The sequence below is a fragment of the Streptomyces sp. AC550_RSS872 genome, assembly GCF_019049285.1.
In the GTDB taxonomy this organism is placed as follows: Bacteria; Actinomycetota; Actinomycetes; order Streptomycetales; family Streptomycetaceae; genus Streptomyces.
On record NZ_JAGMUL010000015.1, the window covers coordinates 275,512 to 293,993 of the forward strand.

The 18,482-nt window shown below is 71.8% G+C and carries 16 protein-coding genes; 10 read left to right on the forward strand and 6 right to left on the reverse strand.

Features of this window, described 5'->3' with window-relative positions; translation table 11 throughout:
* The first annotated feature begins 5 nt into the window (after positions 1-5).
* Entirely contained in the window at positions 6-419 is a 414-nt protein-coding gene (locus KUM44_RS07585) for a cytidine deaminase (protein ID WP_217206981.1), read from the forward strand.
* Positions 420-454: 35 nt separating this feature from the next.
* On the opposite strand, the gene KUM44_RS07590 is transcribed toward KUM44_RS07585, so the two are convergent.
* A complete protein-coding gene (locus KUM44_RS07590) occupies positions 455-994 on the reverse strand; it encodes a YceI family protein (protein ID WP_217206982.1) in 540 nt (179 codons plus the stop codon).
* A gap of 190 nt (positions 995-1,184) precedes the next feature.
* On the opposite strand from KUM44_RS07590, the gene sigJ reads away from it, so the two are divergent.
* Positions 1,185-2,126 carry an RNA polymerase sigma factor SigJ gene (gene sigJ / locus KUM44_RS07595; protein WP_217206983.1) on the forward strand — a complete coding sequence of 314 codons (942 nt, stop codon included), beginning with the start codon at positions 1,185-1,187 and terminating at the stop codon, positions 2,124-2,126.
* 15 nt (positions 2,127-2,141) lie between these two features.
* Here sigJ and KUM44_RS07600 read toward each other — a convergent pair whose 3' ends face one another.
* Positions 2,142-3,506, reverse strand: a complete 1,365-nt coding sequence (locus tag KUM44_RS07600) for an APC family permease (RefSeq protein ID WP_374202018.1) — start codon at positions 3,504-3,506, stop codon at positions 2,142-2,144.
* A 446-nt stretch (positions 3,507-3,952) separates the two neighbouring features.
* Between KUM44_RS07600 and KUM44_RS07605 the strand changes: the two genes are divergently transcribed.
* From KUM44_RS07605 to KUM44_RS07640, 8 genes are all read left to right on the forward strand, one after another.
* Positions 3,953-6,076: a hypothetical protein gene (locus KUM44_RS07605; protein WP_217206984.1), complete on the forward strand. Its 2,124-nt coding sequence runs from the start codon at positions 3,953-3,955 to the stop codon at positions 6,074-6,076.
* A gap of 48 nt (positions 6,077-6,124) precedes the next feature.
* On the forward strand, positions 6,125-7,666 hold the full coding sequence (gene pelF, locus KUM44_RS07610; RefSeq protein ID WP_217206985.1) for a GT4 family glycosyltransferase PelF: 1,542 nt from the start codon (positions 6,125-6,127) through the stop codon (positions 7,664-7,666).
* Entirely contained in the window at positions 7,663-9,078 is a 1,416-nt protein-coding gene (locus KUM44_RS07615; RefSeq protein WP_217206986.1) for a hypothetical protein, read from the forward strand. The genes pelF and KUM44_RS07615 overlap by 4 nt, the downstream gene beginning before the upstream one ends.
* Positions 9,079-9,193: 115 nt before the next feature.
* Positions 9,194-10,195, forward strand: a complete 1,002-nt coding sequence (locus KUM44_RS07620) for a GDP-mannose 4,6-dehydratase (protein WP_217206987.1) — start codon at positions 9,194-9,196, stop codon at positions 10,193-10,195.
* Between the two features lie 31 nt (positions 10,196-10,226).
* Positions 10,227-10,940: a nucleotidyltransferase family protein gene (locus tag KUM44_RS07625; protein ID WP_217206988.1), complete on the forward strand. Its 714-nt coding sequence runs from the start codon at positions 10,227-10,229 to the stop codon at positions 10,938-10,940.
* A 6-nt stretch (positions 10,941-10,946) separates the two neighbouring features.
* Entirely contained in the window at positions 10,947-11,885 is a 939-nt protein-coding gene (locus KUM44_RS07630; RefSeq protein ID WP_217206989.1) for an NAD(P)-dependent oxidoreductase, read from the forward strand.
* Positions 11,882-12,544, forward strand: coding sequence for a spherulation-specific family 4 protein (locus tag KUM44_RS07635; protein WP_217206990.1), 663 nt, complete (start codon positions 11,882-11,884; stop codon positions 12,542-12,544). Before KUM44_RS07630 ends, KUM44_RS07635 begins: the two co-directional genes overlap by 4 nt.
* Positions 12,541-13,347 carry an endo alpha-1,4 polygalactosaminidase gene (locus KUM44_RS07640; protein ID WP_217206991.1) on the forward strand — a complete coding sequence of 269 codons (807 nt, stop codon included), beginning with the start codon at positions 12,541-12,543 and terminating at the stop codon, positions 13,345-13,347. The genes KUM44_RS07635 and KUM44_RS07640 overlap by 4 nt, the downstream gene beginning before the upstream one ends.
* Positions 13,348-13,370: 23 nt before the next feature.
* On the opposite strand, the gene KUM44_RS07645 is transcribed toward KUM44_RS07640, so the two are convergent.
* From KUM44_RS07645 to KUM44_RS07660, 4 genes are all read right to left on the reverse strand, one after another.
* Positions 13,371-14,174, reverse strand: a complete 804-nt coding sequence (locus KUM44_RS07645) for a MerR family transcriptional regulator (RefSeq protein WP_217206992.1) — start codon at positions 14,172-14,174, stop codon at positions 13,371-13,373.
* On the reverse strand, positions 14,167-14,703 hold the full coding sequence (locus tag KUM44_RS07650) for a VOC family protein (protein ID WP_217206993.1): 537 nt from the start codon (positions 14,701-14,703) through the stop codon (positions 14,167-14,169). Before KUM44_RS07650 ends, KUM44_RS07645 begins: the two co-directional genes overlap by 8 nt.
* A gap of 72 nt (positions 14,704-14,775) precedes the next feature.
* Positions 14,776-18,132 (reverse strand): WD40 repeat domain-containing protein, encoded by a 3,357-nt coding sequence (locus tag KUM44_RS07655; RefSeq protein WP_217206994.1) that lies wholly within the window; start codon positions 18,130-18,132, stop codon positions 14,776-14,778.
* A 44-nt stretch (positions 18,133-18,176) separates the two neighbouring features.
* The gene (locus tag KUM44_RS07660; RefSeq protein ID WP_217206995.1) at positions 18,177-18,386 is read right to left on the reverse strand and encodes a hypothetical protein; all 210 of its coding nucleotides are present in this window, start codon (positions 18,384-18,386) and stop codon (positions 18,177-18,179) included.
* Positions 18,387-18,482 lie beyond the last annotated feature (96 nt).

An 18,482-nucleotide genomic window follows, 5' to 3' on the forward strand; every position in this document is an offset into this window, starting at 1 on the left:
AGAACATGACCACGCAGATCCAGGACGTCGACCACGAGCTCATCCAGGCCGCCGCCCACGTCGCACGCACGCGCTGCCGGGGCGACAACCACACCATGGCGGCGGCGGCCCGCGCCCGGGACGGCCGGATCGTCACCGCCGTGAACGCCTACCACTTCACCGGAGGCCCGTGCGCCGAACTGGTCCTCATCGGCGCGGCAGCCGCCCAGGGCATCTACGAACTGGACATCGTCGTCGCCGTGGGCGACCGCGACCGTGGAGTCGTTCCCCCGTGCGGCCGGTGTCGTCAGGCTCTTCTCGACTACTTCCCCGACCTCAAGGTCATCGTCGGCGAAGGCGACCGCGTCCGAGCCGTCCTCATCACCGACCTGCTGCCCGCCAGCTATGTCTGGGCCGACCACCAGATCGAGGCCGAATAGGCCGCCCACGCCGCGGCATCAGAGTGCGGGACCCGTCATGACCGCCGGATCGCGGTGACGTCGAGCGTCAGCGTCACCTTCTCGCCGACCAGACCTGCGGCCCCACTCACACCCCAGTCCCTGCGGCTGACGGTCGCCGTGCCGGTGAAGCGGACGCGACCGGTGCCTCGCGGATCCGTGTCGGCTTCGGTCAGGTGGAAGGTCACGGTGACCGGACTGGCCGTCCCTCGGATGGTCAGGTTTCCGGTGACCTTGAAGACCGTCCCCTCGATCTGCTCGACGCGGGTCGAGGCGAAGGTGATCGTCGGGTGGTCGAGGGCGGCCAGGAAGTCCTCGCCGCGCAGGTGGTCGTCGCGCTTCCGGTTGCGGGTCCGGACGCTCGCGGACCGAATCGTGAGCCGGACGGTGGACCTAGACGGGAGGGCTCCGTCCAGGTGCGCGGCGCCCTCGAACGCGTCGAACTGCCCGCGCACCTTGCTGATCATCGCCGCCCGGGCGGTGAAGCCGATGCGTGTGCGGGCGGTGTCGAGGTCGTAGTCGCCGGTCAGTGCGCTGAGCTGGGTCGTGGTGGTCATGCTTGATCGCTCCAGGAAGATGCAGACGGTCGCCGTCTGCGGGATGGTGTCGGTCTCGGAGGTACTCGGAGGTACTCGGAGGTGCGACGACGCAGCCCCCCGGAATGTCAGGCGGAACCGCACCTCACATCTCGGTGGGCTGTCTCGTCGCAAGGGGGACAGACGATGCGACCGAGGGAGCCGACGGCCCATGACCAGCCCATCTCTGCCGGACGACGGCGGATCAGATCCCGGCCTGAGCGTGATCATGCGCGAGCGGCGCCGGCTGATCAATGTCGCCTACCGGCTGCTCGGCTCCCTGGCCGAGGCCGAGGACGTCGTGCAGGAGGCATACGCCCGCTGGTACGCCATGTCCCCACAGCAGCGGGAGGGCATCGAATCCCCCGGCGGCTGGCTGACGACCGTCACCAGTCGTATCTGTCTCGACCTGCTCGGCTCGGCACGGGCCAGACGGGAACGGTACGTGGGGGAGTGGATCCCGGAGCCGCTGCCGAACGGTACGGAGTGGGTCGGTGGCCGGTCGGGCGGTGCCTCCGTCGATCCCGCTGATCGCATCACCCTCGACGAGTCGGTCAACATGGCCTTGCTCGTCGTGCTCGAATCGATGACCCCGGCCGAGCGGGTGGCGTTCGTCCTGCACGATGTCTTCCGCTACTCGTTCGCCGAAGTCGCCGAGATCGTCGGCCGTACACCGGCGGCGTGCCGTCAGCTGGCCTCGTCGGCCCGTCGGCGCATCCGTGCGGCGCAGCCTTCCGCGACTCCGGCAGCGGCAGCCCGGCGTGCCGGCGTCGTCAAGGCGTTCAAGCAGGCGTGGGAGGCGCAGGACATCGACGCGCTCATCGGCCTGCTGGCCCCGGACGCCACGGCGACCGGCGACGGCGGTGGCATCGTCCCGGCCGCCCTGCATCCGGTCGAGGGGGCCGAGCAGGTCGCACGGTTCTTCGTGGAACGGGCCGGGGCCGTGCCCGACGTGGTGATCCTGGAGTGCACCGTCAACGGGCAGCCCGGCCTGGTGGCTCAGCTGGACGGCGTCGCCGTGTCGGTGCTGGCGTTCGACTTCGCCGGCGACCGGGTCCAACGGGTCTGGGCCGTACTCAACCCCGAGAAGCTCCGGCCCTGGAGGGCGAGCTGACCGGGGCAGGGGCTCTCATTCCTCGCCGCGCACCCGCAGCACCAGTTTGTTCAGCACCCACAACCCGATGCCGATCGCCAGCAGCACGCCCGCCCGGATGTAGACGTTCGCGGGCCGGTCGGACAGCGGGCTCGCCAGGATCAGCGAGGTGATCGCGCCGAGCACCGGCAGCACGGTCGGCGTACGGAAGTGCCGGTGCTCGACCCGGTCCCGGCGCAGGACGAGGACGGCGATGTTGACGACGGCGAAGACGCACAGGAGCAGAAAGGCCGTGGTGTCGCCGAGGCCCTCGATCTCGCCGGTGGAGACCAGGCCGATGGCGAGGAGGGAGACGAAGACGATGCCTACGACCGGCGTACGGCGGCGGGGGAGGACCCGGCCCAGGGCGCGCGGCAGGATACGCTCGTTCGCCATGCCGTAGCACAGGCGCGAGGCCATCATGATGTTGATCAGGGCCGAGTTGGTGACCGCGAACAGGGCGATCAGCGCGAACAGCTTGGGCGGGAAGCCGAGCCCGCCGGCCTTGACGACCTCCAGCAGCGGCCCGCTGGAACCCTCCAGCACACGGTAGTCGACGAGCAGCGAGGAGACCAGGGCGACCAGGATGTAGATGGTGCCGGTGACGACGACACCCGTGAAGATGGCGCGCGGGAACGTACGGACCGGATCCTTGGTCTCCTCGGCCATGTTGACGGAGTCCTCGAAGCCCACGAACGCGAAGAAGCCGAGCGCGGTCGCCCCCAGCACGCTGGTGACCAGGGCGAATCCGGTGCCCTCCGCCTGGAACTCGCCGAGCCGTGAGGGTTCGCCGTCGCCGGACAGGACCGCCCAGGCGCCGATCGCGAGGATGATGACGAGGCCCGTCAGTTCGACCACGGTGAGGACCACGTTGGTCTTCACGGACTCCGACACGCCCCGCAGGTTCAGGGCCGCCAGGGCGAGGACGAACAGGATCGCGATGAGCGTGGGCGGGAAGAAGTCGGTGAACTCGGCGAGATAGTCGCCGCTGAAGGCACGGGCCGCCGCGCTCGCCGAGGACAGGCCCGAGCACATGACCATGAAGGCCACGATGAAGGTGAGGAACGGGACCTGGAACGCCTTCTGGGTGTAGAGCGCCGCGCCCGCCGCCTTCGGGTACTTGCCGACGAGTTCCACGTACGAGGCAGCCGTCAGGACGGCCACGACGAAGCCGATGACGAACGGCAGCCACAGGGCGCCGCCGACCTTGCCGGCGACCTGCCCGGTGGTGGCGTAGATGCCGGTGCCGAGGATGTCCCCGATCACGAACAGGACCAGGAGTCTGGGGCCGATGGCCCGCCGCAGCGGGGTGTCGTCCTGGCTCTCCGGTACGGCGGCGGCATCACTTCCGATTGCGGACACGAAGGCTCCCCCTGAAGCGTCGACCGCTGAGCAGGACAACGTCTCACCTGCCCGCCAGACCGTGAGTGATGCGGGTGACCTGAAACCGGCGCGGGGCCGACCGGCAGACCGGTCCACACCAGTGGCAGTCGCACCGGTGTTCCCCGTCCGGCCGCGGATGCGGTGATTCCCGCTCCCACCTGCGCGGCAGAGGCCGAAGCGGCGCCCGCGGGCGGCCGCGATCCCCGGTCGAGCACACGGTCCGGGCGGAGCGGCCCCGCATCGCACACCTGCGTTTTTCCGTCAGGTTCCGCAGCAAGAGCACGAAAGCTCCACAGATACCTCACTATTTGACGCGACGGATGGGTCGACGACCGGTGACTGAGGGGGAATCCGGCGTCACGCGCGGGGGTGCGTCCGCTCAGCGGAGCCGTACTCACCCCTGCCCTGGGAGGGGACAGCACCGCATGAAGCGGACCTTAGGCACCACCTTGCTCACGACGGGCGCGCTCATGGCCGCGCTCGGCGCGCCGGCCGCACACGCGGCGGCCCCGCCGCCCCGTATCGATCTGCGGGTGCTCGTCGTCAGCGACGGCGGCCCGGCCACCGATGCCATCGCCGCCGAACTGGACACCGCGGGAACGCCGTACACGGAGATCGACCTCACGCGGTCCGACCGCCCGGTGATCGACGCCGGCTATCTCGCGGACACCGTGGACGGCCGGGACCGCGCCAGGTTCCAGGCGGTCGTGCTGCCCAACGACAACCCGTTCCCGGCGAACTCGCCGGAGATGGCCGCCCTGGCGGCGTACGAGCAGGCCTACGACATCCCACAGGTCGACGCGTACACCTACGCGCGCCCCGAGACCGGGCTCCAGTACCCGGTGTACGGCGGCTACTCGGGCAGCGTCGACGGGGTGCGGGCCCAGGTGACGGACGCAGGACGGGCGGGTGCGTTCGGCTACCTTGACGGGCCGGTGCCGTTCGAGGACAACTCGTCGGCCGTCGGGGAGAGTTACGCCTATCTGTCTACGCCGACGGCCGGTGCCGACTTCACCCCGTATGTGGAGGCACCGATCCCGGGCACCGCCAAGCGGGGCTCGCTGGTGGGGGAGTACCGGCACGACGGGCGGCGTGAACTCGTCGTCACCTTCGTCTACAACCAGTACCAGCAGCAATACCGGTTGCTGGCCCGCGGCATCGTCGAATGGATGACCGGCGGGGTGCACCTGGGCGCCTCCCGCAACTACTTCGCCGTACACGTCGACGACGTCTTCGCGGCCGACGACCGCTGGAACTCCACGCTCAACTGCACACCCGGCGACGTGGACTGCACGGACCCGAACGCCACGCCCGACCCGATCAGGATGACGCCCGCCGACGTCGACCACGCCGTCACCTGGCAGCGCGAGCGCGGCTTCACCCTCGACCTCGCCTACAACGCCGCCGGCAGCGTCGACCACCGCGAGGACAACAACGGAGCCGACCCGCTCACCGACCGGTTTCTCGCCCGGCGGGCCGAGTTCCGCTGGATCAACCACACCTACACGCACGCCTTCCTCGGCTGCGAACAGGACACCTCGGTGGTTCCCTGGCGCTGCGCCACGAACGCCGACAGCAGCACCAAATGGGTCAGCCGCACCGACGTCGCCGACGAGATCGCCCACAACAGTGCCTGGGGCCGGGCGGCCGGACTCCCGCTGGCCGACGACGAGTTGGTGACCGGCGAACACTCCGGGCTCAGGGTGCTGCCGCAGCAGCCGGCCGACAACCCCAACCTGGCGCTCGCCCTCGCCGACACCGGCATCGCCTGGCTCGCCTCGGACAACTCCCGCGAGCCCGGCCAGCGACAGGTCGGCCCCGCCACCACCATCCCGCGCTACCCGATGAACGTCTTCTACAACGCGGGCCGCGCCGCCGAGCAGGTCGACGAGTACAACTGGATCTACACCAGCCGCGGCCAGGGCGGCAGCGGTATCTGCGAGGACAACCCGGCCACCACGACCTGCCTGCCCGAGCCGCTGGACACCGCGACCGGCTACGACCGGCACATCGTGCCCCTGGAACGGCAGATCGCCCTCGGTCACGTCCTCGGCAACGACCCCAAGCCGCACTTCATCCACCAGTCCAACCTGGCCGAGGACCGCATCGCCTACCCGGTCCTGGACGGCGTCCTCGACACCTACGGCACGCTGTTCGCGCAGAACACACCGCTGGTCAACCTGAGAATGAAGGACATCGGCAACGAGCTGAAGCGGCGCGCCTCGTGGCGGACCGCGGTGGCCGACGGACAGGTCACCGCCTACCGGATCGGCGACACCGTCACCGTCGAGAGCCCCGCCGGCGTCGACGTCCCCGCCACGATGCCCGAGGGCACCACACGGGACGGCTCGGCCTTCGGCGAGGCGTACGCCGGCGAACGCTCCGCGTGGACTCCCGCGACCGCCACGGCGCTCACCCTCACCCTGCCGCAGTCCGCGGCCCCCTCCACGGTCGCCGGCACGGACGCCTCCGCGCCGGTCACCGCACCGGCACCGGACGCCCGTGTGCCCGAGGGCGTGGCCGAGCCCGTCTCTCCCACGGGGAGCTGACCGGCGCGACCGGCAACCCTCACCACACCTCGGCCGTGGAGCACATCGATGCACGTTCACCACGGCGCGCGACGCAACGACACCGCGCGCGTCACCCTGCTCACCGAAGGCACCTATCCGCACAGTCATGGCGGTGTGAGCGTCTGGTGCGACCAGATCGTCACCGGCATGCCCGACATCGAGTTCGACGTCATCGCCGTCACCGGCACCGGACGGGAGCCGATCGTGTGGGACCTGCCCAACCATGTCCGCGGTGTCCTGTCCGTCCCCATGTGGGGCGCCGCACCCGAGGGCCGTCCGCCCCGCGGCCGGTCCCGCAGGCGGCTCGCCGACGCATACGAGCGGTTCCTGACCGCGCTCGTCGACCCCGGTGCCGAGCACGGCTTCGCACCTTCGCTGCACACCCTGGCGCGGGCCGCGTCGGGCGGCGAACTCAGCGCGTTCCTCCGGGGCGACACGGCGATCAGCATCCTGACCGCCGTGTGGACGCGGCCCGGGCTGGCCGTGCGCGAGGCGCGGCCGACCCTGCACGACGCGCTCACCGCCACCGCCCTGCTCGAACACGCGCTGCGCCCGCTGGCCGCGCCGCCACCGCAGCACGGCGTCGCGCACGCCGTCAGCGGAGGCGTCGCCGTCCTGCCCGGGCTGGCCGCACGCGAACGGTACGGCGTTCCGTTGCTGCTCACCGAGCACGGCGTCTATCTGCGCGAGCGCTACCTCGGTTATCGCACCGCGCCGTACCGCTGGCCGGTGAAGGCGGTGATCCTGGGCTTCTTCCGGCTGCTGGCGGAGGAGAGTTACCGCCAGGCGGCGCTGATCACTCCGGGCAACCGCTACAACCGGCTGTGGGAGGAGCAGGGCGGCGCCGACCCCGAGTCGATCCGAACCGTCTACAACGGCGTTGACCCCGCCGCCTTCCCGCCGGCCGGGCCGGAGCCGGAGACCCTCACCCTGAGCTGGGCCGGGCGGGTCGACCCGATCAAGGACCTGGAGACCCTGATCCGCGCCTTCGCCCTCGTCCGGGACCGACTGCCGGACGTACGCCTGCGGCTGTTCGGCGGCACACCCCGGGGCGGCGAGGGGTACCGGGAACGCTGCGAAGCCCTCGCCGCCGAGCTGGGGCACGGGGACGCGGTGACCTTCGAGGGCCGCGTCGACGACATCAAGGACGCCTACGCGGCCGGGAACGTGGTGATGCTCTCCAGTATCAGCGAGGGCTTCCCGTTCACGCTGATCGAGGCCATGTCGTGCGGCCGGGCGACCGTCTCCACCGACGTCGGCGGCGTACGCGAGGCCGTCGGTGACACCGGGCTCGTGGTGCCACCGCGAGACCCGGCCGCGATGGCCGCCGCCGCGCTGGAGCTGCTGGGCGACCCCGTGCGGCGCCGGGCGATGGGCGAGGCGGCGCGGCTGCGGGTCATCGAACAGTTCACCCTGCGCCAGACCATCGACACCTTCCGGGCCATCTACCACGAACTGGCCGCAGGAAAGGCGGAGTTGCCCGCCAGAGTCATGCTGCCCGCCCCAGTGGTCAGTGGCACGGCGTGCACCGGCCCGGCGGTCACCGGCACGGGGAGTCTGACCGGATGAGCGGTCCGATATCCCTCGAACCCGGCGACGCGGGGCAGGACACCCTCGCCCTGCGGCTGGCCGAACCCCGACCGCCGCGCCGCCGCCCGCGCTGGGCCCTGGACGACGCCACGCTCGCGATCCGGCTGCCCGGGCACGGCCCCGATGAGGAGGCGGTCAGCACCCTCGCCGCCGAACTCGCCGACGCCGTCGGACCCGCCGTCCATCCCTACGAGGTCGCGGCACTGCTGGAGGCCGAGGGCCTGTCCGCCACGGTGATCAAGGAGCGGTACGGCCACCCGAACCTCTTCTCCCTGGCGACCGCGCTGTACGAGCGGGTGCCCCGGACGTTCCCCGAGCCGCCTCGCGCAGCCGACCCATGGCGGCCCGACACCCTGCGCTGCCTCCTGCGCGGCGTCCTGTTCGCGCTGCCGGCCCTGGCCTACCTGCTGACCGCGCCCCTGTGGGCCGTCGACCGGCACGCCCCCGTGCTGATCGTGGCGGGCATCACCTCCTGGGCATGGGGGCAGGCGCTGGGCCACCGTGCGCATCTGCGCCTGGTGGCCGGGCGCCGGGAGGCGTCCGGCACGCTGCTGACCGGGTCCCTGCTGGGCGCCGCCGCGGCCACGGCACTCGCGGCGCTTCCCGGGAGCAGCGCGTTGTCTCTCGCGGTGGCGGCCGCCCAGTCGCTGTACCTGGCCGGCGCGAGCGTACTGCTGGTGCTGGCCCGGGAGCGGCTGCTGCTGGCCGCGCTGAGCCCGCTGATCGTGGGCGCCGCGGTGCTGCCGTGGTGGGAGCCCGGACCGGAACTGCGGGTCGGCTTACCGCTGTTGGCACTGCTGGCCACGCTGGGGGCCGCCGGTCGGATCCTGTGGGCCGGGCGCGCGGGCCCGGCCGCTCCCGACACCGGACGGCCGCCGCTGCACGCGTCCCTGCCGTACGGACTGTTCGGGCTCGCCGCCGCCGTGCTCGTCATGCTGGAGGGCCGACGGCAGCCGTACGCGGTGATCGCCCTGACGCTGAGCATGGGCCCGGCCGAGTGGCTGCTGTACCGCTACCGCGGCTGGTCGGTCGCCGCGCTGCGGGTGAGCGCGACTCCCGCCGGATTCCTGCTGCGTTCGACCGCCGTCCTCGGCCTGTGCCTGACCGGCTATCTGGCACTGCTGCTGCCCGCGGCGCTGCTCACCGGCTCCGACCCGGCCACGCTGCTCCCGCTCGCGGCCGTCCTGTGGACCGCCCTGCTGCTTCAGGCGTTCGGGGTGGCCTGGCCGTCGGCCGTGCTCTGTCTGGCCGCGGCCGGCCCAGCCGGGGCGGTGCTCCTCCTGGACCTGCCGCCAGGACCGGCAGTACTGCCCTGGGCCTGCGGTGCGGCCGCCGTCGCTCTCGCGGCCTGTGCGATACGCCTGCTCGGCAGGCCCTCCCCGCACTCCTGACCACGCGCACGACCCGCACGACACGCACGACACGCACAACCCCCATCGGACCGCAGACCCGCGCCCCGTCCGCGCCGGGTCTCCCGTCCGACGACCACGACGAAGGGACCAAGAGTTGACCTCCGCACCGCTCGCCGCCGTCACCGGAGCCGAAGGCTTCATCGGCTCGCATCTCACCGAGGCGCTCGTCGCCTCCGGCCACCGCGTCAGGGCCATGGCCCAGTACAACTCCTTCTCCTCCTACGGCTGGCTGGAGACCCTGCCCGCCGACGTCCTCGACCAGGTGGAGATCGTCCTCGGGGACGTACGCGACCCCGGCTCGGTGCGCGGCCTGCTCGACGGCGCCGACTGCGCCTACCACCTGGCCGCGCTCATCGCGATCCCGTACTCCTACCAGGCCCCGCACAGCTACGTGGACACCAATGTCACCGGCACGCTCAACGTGCTGGAGGCGGTGCGCGCGCTGGGAACCCCGCGGCTGGTGCACACCTCGACCAGCGAGACGTACGGCACCGCGCGGACCGTGCCGATCACCGAGGAGCACCCCATCAACACCCAGTCGCCGTACGCCGCTTCGAAGGCCGGCGGTGACCGGCTGGCCGACAGCTACCACGCGAGCTTCGGCACTCCCGTGGTGACGCTGCGGCCGTTCAACACCTTCGGCCCGCGTCAGTCGATGCGCGCCGTCATCCCCACCGTCATCGCCCAGGTGGCGGCCGGGCAGCGCACCATCACGCTCGGCGATCTGCGCCCCACCCGGGACTTCACCTTCGTCGAGGACACCGCGCAGGCGTTCCTCGCGGTCGGCACCGCTGAGGCCGAGCGGGTCGTGGGCCGCACCTTCAACGCCGGGACCGGCGGGGAGATCTCCGTCGGCGACTTGGTCGCGCTGATCGGCAAGGTCATGGACACCCCGCTCGACGTCCAGGAGGACTCCGCGCGCCTGCGGCCCGCGGCCTCCGAGGTGATGCGGCTCGTCGCCGACGCCACCCGACTGACCACGGCGACCGGCTGGCGGCCCGGCAGCACGCTGGAGGAAGGGCTCGCGCGCACCGCGCAGTGGTTCACCGACCCGGCCAACCTGGCCCGCTACAAGACCGGCATCTACAACATCTGACCCGACCGGCACGTATCGCAGGAGGTATGCCATGCACGCAGTGATCCTGGCCGGTGGAAAGGGCGTCCGGCTACGGCCGTACACCACCGCGCTGCCCAAGCCGCTCGTCCCCATCGGCGACCAGCACGCGATCCTGGAGATCGTGCTGCGCCAGCTGTCCAGCGCCGGCTTCACCCGCTGCACCATCGCCATCGGCCACCTGGGCGAGATCATCCGCGCCTACGTCGGCGACGGCACCCAGTGGGGCATGCACGTCGACTACGCCACCGAGGAGAGCCCGCTCGGCACCATGGGCCCGCTGCTCACCCTGCGCGACCGACTGCCGGAACACTTCCTCGTCATGAACGGCGACGTCCTCACCGACCTCGACTACGCCGACGTACTGCGCACCCACCAGGCGTCGGGCACGCCTCTGACCATCGCCACCTACGCCCGCAAGGTCCACATCGACTTCGGCGTGCTGACCACCGACGCCAGCCGGGTGGTCGCCTTCACCGAGAAGCCCAGCATCGACTACCGGGTCTCCATGGGCGTCTACGGCGTCTCCCGCACCACCCTCGACGACTACACGCCCGGGCTGCCGCTGGGCTTCGACGAACTGGTGATGGACCTGCTCGCCGCCGAACGCCCGCCGCACGCCTACGAGTTCGACGGCTACTGGCTCGACATCGGCCGCCCCGACGACTACGACCGCGCCAACGCCGAGTTCACCAGCCGTAAGTCGCTGCTGCTCAAGGGGGCCTGAGCGGCCATGCGCATCCTCGTACTCGGCGCCACCGGCTACCTGGGCACGCACCTCGCCGAGCACCTGCGCGCCCTCCCGGATGCGCGGGTCCTCGTCGGCGGTCGCTCACCCGCCGCCGACGTCACCGCGGACCTCGCCGCCGACCGCCCGCAGGACCTGGCGGCGGCGCTCGCCGAGGCCGCGCCCGACGCCGTCGTCAACTGCGCGGGCGCGACCGGCGGCGACGCCGTCACCCTCGCGGAGGTGAACGCCCGCGGCCCCGCCGTGCTGTGCGCTGCCCTGCGGGACGTGGCGCCCGAGGCCCGCCTGGTCCATCTGGGCTCGGCCGCCGAGTACGGGCCTGCCGAACCCGGCGTACGGGTGACGGAGTCGGCGCCGACCCGGCCGGCCGGACCGTACGGTGCGACCAAGCTGGCGGGCACGGTGGCGGTGACCGCTTCCGGGCTGGACGCGGTGGTGCTGCGGGTGGGGAACCCGGTCGGCCCGGGCGCCCCGCCCACCGGGCTGCCCGGCAGGGTCGCCGCGCTGCTCGCCGCCTCGCTCGCGGACGCCGGCCACGGCCCGGAGGCGGACCTGCGTCTCGGTGACCTGTCCGCTCACCGCGACTTCGTGGACGTACGCGACGTGGCCCGGGCGGCCCGGCTGGCGGTGACCGCCGAGGGACCGCTGCCGCCCGTGCTCAACATCGGCGGCGGCGACGCCCGTCCGGTGCGGGAGTTGGTGCGGGCGCTGGCGGACGCGGCCGGGTTCCGGGGCCGGATCGTCGAGGAGGCGACCGGCGGATCCGCCCGGTCCGCGCAGGTGTCGTGGCAGTGCTCGGACATCACGGCGGCCCGCGCCGCCCTCGGCTGGACGCCTGCCCACACGCTGGACGCCTCCGCGGCGGCTCTCTGGGCGGCCACCGGCCGACGAATCCGCCCCGCCGAGGGGGTACCGGCGCGGTGAGCCTGCTGATCCCGCTGTACGTGCATCCGGCCGAGGACCCGGCCGCCTGGCACCGGCTCATCACCTGCGCCGCACGCACCTACGCCGTCGTAGTGAACCCCGCGAACGGACCCGGCCCGGCCCCGGATCCGGCGTTCGTCGCGGCGGCGGAGGCGCTGCGCGCGGCGGGAGCCCGGCTGCTCGGCTACCTGGACACGGACTACGGCGCCCGCGACCCCGACGACATCACCGCTGATCTGCGCCGGCACCGGCAGTGGTACGCCGTCGACGGCTGCTTCCTGGACCAGGTGCCGGCGGCACCGCACGGCCTGCCGGACTGCCGCCGACTGGTCCGCTCCGCGCGGCGGCTCGGCGCCTCGACCGTCGTCCTCAACCCGGGCGTCCATCCCGCGCCGGGGTATGCCCGGCTCGCCGACCTGACGGTCACCTTCGAAGGACCCTGGTCCCAGTACGTGTCGGACTTCAGCCGCCCCTCGTGGACCACTCGCGTGCCCGCCGAACGGCTGTGCCACCTCGTCTACGGTGTGCCCGAACCGCTCGTGCCGCTCGCCCTGCGAACCGCGCGGGAGCGGGGTGCGGGCGTGTGCGGACCGGTGACGGGAGAACCGCCGAACCCCTGGTCCCGGCTGACGCCCGCGCTGGCGGAGGCGGACCGGTGAGGCGGGCCGTGCCGGCCGCCGTCGTGGCCGCCCTGATCACCTTGGCGGCGTGCTCGGGCAACCAGCCTCCCACCCCTGTCCCCGCCACGGCGCCCGCCCCCGACGCGCGGTGGCAGCCGCGCCCCGGGCTCGCATGGCAGTGGCAGCTCGATGGCAAGGTCGACCCGTCCGTCGACGTACCCGTCTACGACATCGACGGATTCGAGAACACCGCCGACGACGTGGCACGCCTGCACCGCGACGGCCGCAAGGTGATCTGCTACGTCAACGTCGGCGCCTGGGAGGACTTCCGCCCCGACCGACGCGCCTTCCCGCGCTCGATCCTCGGCAGGCCCAACGGCTGGCACGGAGAACGCTGGCTGGACATCCGCCGCCTCTCGCTCCTGCGCCCCCTCATGGAACGCCGGTTCGACATGTGCCGGGACAAGGGCTTCGACGCGGTGGAGCCGGACCTGGTCGAGGGCTACGGCAACGACACCGGCTTCCCGCTCACGGCGCGCGACCAGCTCCGGTACAACCGCATGATCGCCGCCATCGCCCACGAGCGCGGCCTCGCCGTCGGCCTCAAGAACGACCTGGCCCAAATCCCTTATCTGCTCGACGACTTCGACTTCGCAGTCAACGAGGAGTGTGCGCAGTACGACGAGTGCGCGCTGCTCGAGCCCTTCATCTCGGCGGGCAAGGCGGTCTTCCACGTGGAGTACGCGGAGCCCACGGCCCGGTTCTGCCCGACGGCCCGCAAGCTGCGCCTGTCGTCGATGCGGAAGAACCCGGAACTGGACACCTGGCGCAGGCCGTGCTGAGGAGCGGACCGCAAAGCGGCGCTCTACTGCCAGGTCGCGGTGTCCGGGTCGATGCCGTGGGCGCGCGCACTGGCGTCGACGGTCCGGCGGAACCATGTGGCGAGGCCGGGGCGGATGCCGTCGTAGTGGGCGGCGAAGCCAGGATCCGCCTCGTACATACGGCCGAGACAGACCTGCATCTGCCGGGTGAGGGGGAAGAACGAAGCGAACACCTCGCGGTGCCGCTCGACGAGTTGACCGGCTTCCGGGCTGCCAGGTGCGACGCCGGCGTCCATCGCATCCGCGAGGGTGCGGTCGAGGTCGGCCACGGCTTCGGTGACGGCCTGCCATTCCTGCGGGCCGCGAGCGGCCGAGAGTTCGGCGTACTGCTGCCACTGCGTGGTGTCTCCGTAGCGCTTACGGGCCTCGGCGGGCCAGTCCGGGTTCCACTCTGGGCCGAAGACCGCGGCCTGCTGCTCGACGGTCAGCAGCAGGCCGCGCTCGTGGGCGTCGATCATCCGGTCCAGCCCGGCACCGAGCTGCTGGAGGCGCTCGATCCGCTCGGTGACCTGGGTGCGCTGCGCGCGCAGCGCACCGGCCACGTCCGCGGTCGAGTCGTCCAGGACGGCCCCGATCCTGTCCAGGCCGAGACCGATCTCACGGTAGACGACGATGCGGTGCAGGCGCTCCAGATCACCGGCGGTGTAGAGCCGGTACCCGCCGGCCGTGCGCAGCGACGGCCGCGCCAGACCGATCTCGTCCCAGTGGTGCAGGGCGCGGACCGTCACGCCCAGACGTGCCGAGACCTGACCGACGGTCAGGCCGTCGGCGTCGGTGACATCAGACATGGTCCTCATTGTCGCCGGGACCGAAGCCGGGTGGGGTGATCCCGACGGCCGCGAGGTTGCGCGCCTCCTCGCCGGCCGGATCGAAGGGCTTCGCCGCGGTCATGACGATCCGTGCGTTCTCGGGGGTGATGACCTCCACGTCGCGGGTGGTCCAGGGAGTGTCCCGTGGACCGTCTACCGAGCCCGGGCGCACCGCACGACAGGACTCGACAAGGGAATCGACCTCGCTCAGCACGCACGCGAAAGTGAAGCTCATCGCCGGTGCCTGCTCGGCAATACGCTCCGCCTTGACGAGGAGTACGTCCTGGAACGCCCACCGGCGCAGATGCACCAGCGTGCCGGGGATGCCGAACAGCTCGAAGAACCCGAGCCCTCGAGTCCAGAAGTCCACCGACGCCGCCAGATCACTCGTGGGGATCGTCACGAACGCCGGCATTCCGTAGATGCCGCGGAACGGCTCCGGCGCCACCGCATCCGGGCCGGGAGCGGGCACGGGGCTCATCTCGAACGCGTTGTAGTAGTCGCTCATGCACCCCACGATCCGGCCTCACGCAGCGTGAGGGTCAAGTCGGATGCGGGCTCTTCGCCGACACGGCGTGGATCAGGTCCGCGAGCAGACGAATTCGTACGGGTAGTCCCGCACGTGCTGCTGCCACTCGGTTCGGGTGAGCTCCCGGCCGGCACGGGAGCAGATCGTCCTGATGAGGTCGTCCGGGTCCGCCTGCGCGGGGATGGTCCACTGCTGGATCCTTCCGTTGCTACCGATCGTCAGCAGACCGCGGTTATCGGGGCTGAAGGCGACACGGCTGATGCCGTCGGTGCTCGCGGTGAGCGTGCCGGCCGGCCGCCCGGCCGTGGGGTCCCAGAGCCGGACGGTGTTGTCGGCACTGGCCGTGGCCAGGGTGCGCCCGTCGGGGCTGAAGGCGACGCCGTGAACGGTTCCGGTGTGGCCCGTCAGCACGAGGGCCAGGCGGGGCCGGGTCCGCTCGGTGACGTCCCACAGGCGGACGGTACGGTCGGCGCCGGCGGTGGCCAGGGTGCGCCCGTCGGAGGTGAACGCCATGCCTCGGACGACATCGGTGTGGCCGCTCACGGCGGACGCCGGCCGGAGAGGGGCCGGATCGGTGACGTCCCACAGGCGGACGACGCCGTCGGTGCCCGCCGTGGCGAGGGTGCGCCCGTCGGGGGCGAACGAGAGGGCGGTGACCTTCTGTGTGCCCTTCTGCCTGAGCCGGATGACAGGACTGCCGAGGTCGGAGATGTCCCAGATCCGGACCATCCGGTCGTCGTCGACAGCGGCGAAGTGGCGTCCGTCGGGGCTCAACGCCACATGCTCGATCCTGCCCGACGCGGTAACCCTTGCCCGGCGCTTCGCCGTGGCCACATCGGCGAACTCGACGTCGTGGTCGGTCGTGGCGGCCAGCGTGCGTCCATCAGGGCTGAACACCATGTGTCCAACCGTTGCGGAAGCGCGGTAGACGGAAGTCAGGCTCGGCTTCTTCGGCCGGCTGATGTCCCAAAGGAGCACGCCGGCGTCCCTGTCGGCGACGGCCACCGTCCGCCCGTCCGGACTGAACGCGACGGCCGCGGCGCGTTCCTTTCCGAGGGAAATGGTGGCGGCCACCACCTCGCCGTACCGGCCGATGGCGGCGATCATGCTGTCACGGGCTTCCGGCGTCCCGGCGATGCGCCAGCCGGCCACCGAGAGCAGTCCGGCGAGTTCGGCGTCCTCACCGACCAACTCGCTCTGTGCGGCGACCCGTTGGGACACGGCTCTGCGGTGTTGGCCCTGCGCCTCCTCCTTCAAGGAATACGCCGCGCAGGCGGCGACGAGGGAGAAGGCCAGGAGGACGGCCAGGACGGAGGACAGAACGGCGAAGGACCGCCGTCGGCGGCGCGCCGACCGGCGCAGCTGCGCCGCCCGGGTGAGGGACGCCCTGAGGAAGGCGCCCTCCGCAGCGGACAGAACCCCCGGGTCCACCCCCTCCCGCACCCGGTCCAGGCGCGAGCCCTGATACAGGAAGTCGGGGTCCTGCTTGTTCTGCGTCCATTCCTGCGTCGCCTCGGCCAGCTGCGTCAGCAGTCCGATCTCAGCCCTGCTGCTCTCCAGCCAGGCGTTCAGACGGGGCCATGAGCGCAGCACCGTCTCATGGGTGATCTCCGCGGTCTCCTCGCTGACGGAGACCAGCCGGCTACGGGTGAGCGCCGTGAGGGCGGCACTGACGTCCTCAGGGGGCCTGCCCGTGTCCAGCTCCGACAGTTGAATACGGCGGCGTGTGATGACCCCGTCGCGGGGGATGGTCACCATCCGGCGCAGGATCAGCATGGCGGCCGTCTGCTGACCGGGCGTCAGTTCCCGGTACGCGGCCTCGGCACTCGCCGCGATGCTGTCGGCGAGCCCGCCGATCGCGGCGTAGGCGCGATGGGTCAGCCGGTTGCCCTCGCGGTGCTGCCAGGTTTGCAGCAGGGCGTGGGAGAGCAGAGGCAGCACCGCGGGCGCGAACCCGCTGCCGGTCTCCGCTGAGCGCAGGTCGGCCAGGATGTTGTCCACCAGGCCGACTTCGATGAGCAGGCCCGCCGCAGCGGCCGGGCCGGTGATGGTGGACCGCAGTTCGGACTCGGTCAGCGGCCCCACCACGAACGTGCCGGTCTGCATGACGCGGGCCAGCGGGGCGTAGGAGGCGCAGTGCCCGAAGAAGTCACCCCGCACACTGAGGATCACCACGGCCGGCGGGGCGCCTGCGGCGGCCGCACCCGCCATCGCACCGAGAGCGCTGATGAACGCGTCGCGCTGGAGCCGGTCAGGACAGCTGGTGAAGACCTCCTCGAACTGGTCCACCACCAGGACGAGCCGCCGGGAGCGCAGCGCCGGCCCGCCCGCGTCCGCGGCGCCCGGCCGGGCCGCCAGCGCCTGCCGAACGAGCAGCCGGGCCCTGTCCGGCTCGGCGTTCGGCTCGGCCAGGGCAGCCACGGCCTCGCCCTCCTCCAGGCCCGCCAGGGCGGCGAGCCCGGACGCCAACTGCTGGAGCGGTGCCGCACCGGGCGCCATGACCAGGTGAGGCCAGTCCCGCGACCCGGGGCCCAGGGCTCCTTTGGCCAGTTCGGGCAGCAGTCCGGCCCGCAGGAGTGAGGACTTGCCGGCCCCGGACGGACCCGTCAGTACCAGTATCCCCGCGCCGTTGACCGTCTCGGCGACCCGCGCGACGAGTTCGGCCGTCGCCTTCTCCCGGCCGTAGAAGACCCCTGCTTCCTCCGGGCCGTAGAAGCCCAGCCCCTGATACGGGCAGCGGTCGCGCCACTGCGCGGGCCTCGGATCCGGCTGACCCTGGGCAAGGTAGGCAACGCGCGCCCATGCCGCATGCCAGTCGGCGAGTTCGGACACCGCCACCTTGCACGCCGACAGGTACGCGTCGACGAACTCGAGCGGAGGCAGGCGACTCGTGCGGCCGAGTGTGTCGGACAGGGTGCTGCGGCGCAGGACGTGCCCCTGTCGCTGCGCCGAGCTTTCCAGTTCGCGCAGTGAAGGGCCGCCTGCCCGAAGCCGCTGGGTCTTCAGCGCCGCGTGGAAGTCCTGTACGGACATCACCGCACTCAGCGTCGGCGCCTCCCCGGGGGGTAGTTCCACACCAACGCCCCCCGCCGAACCGCCTGCGCCCCGCGCGTCCTTCGTCGGAGCAGGAAGGTCCGGCGCGGTGGTCGCCCGGGCGCCGACCTCTCCCCAGCGCTTCCGCCATGCGTCCAGATCGCCACCGCAGGCCTGGACGAAGGCGGCCGTGACCTCCCAGCTCGGAGCCTTGTGGCCACTGGCTGCCTGCGACAGCGCACTCGCCGAGGTATGAGCCCGCCGAGACAACTCCCGGTACGTCAGCCCCGCATCGTTGCGCAGCCGCCGCAGGCCCGCCGCGAAGTCCGCGAGTGGGCCTGCGTGCGGATCAATCGGATTCTCGGGGCGGGCCACAGCCCACTCCCCTCGCGTCAGTCATGCCAACGCTCCTGAGGCGCTCAGACGGCCCGCGGGCCGCCGACCCACCCCAGCCGTCGGCAGATGTCCTCGGTGAGCAGAGCGCATGCCGCGACGGCACTGATCGCGGCGCTCACCTCGTATCCGACGCACACCAGCACGATGAGCACGGCGAGGACCACCACAAGCACGAGGGGACGTACATGCGCACCCCACGGCCGCATGTTCTGGGAACTCTGGGATCGGGACATAGCGGGACGACCTCCTGGATGACTACTGGTCCAATGCCGCTCAACTCTCAAGCAGCGATGACTGGTTGCCCCCGGTCGGTCACTGTGAGCGACTGT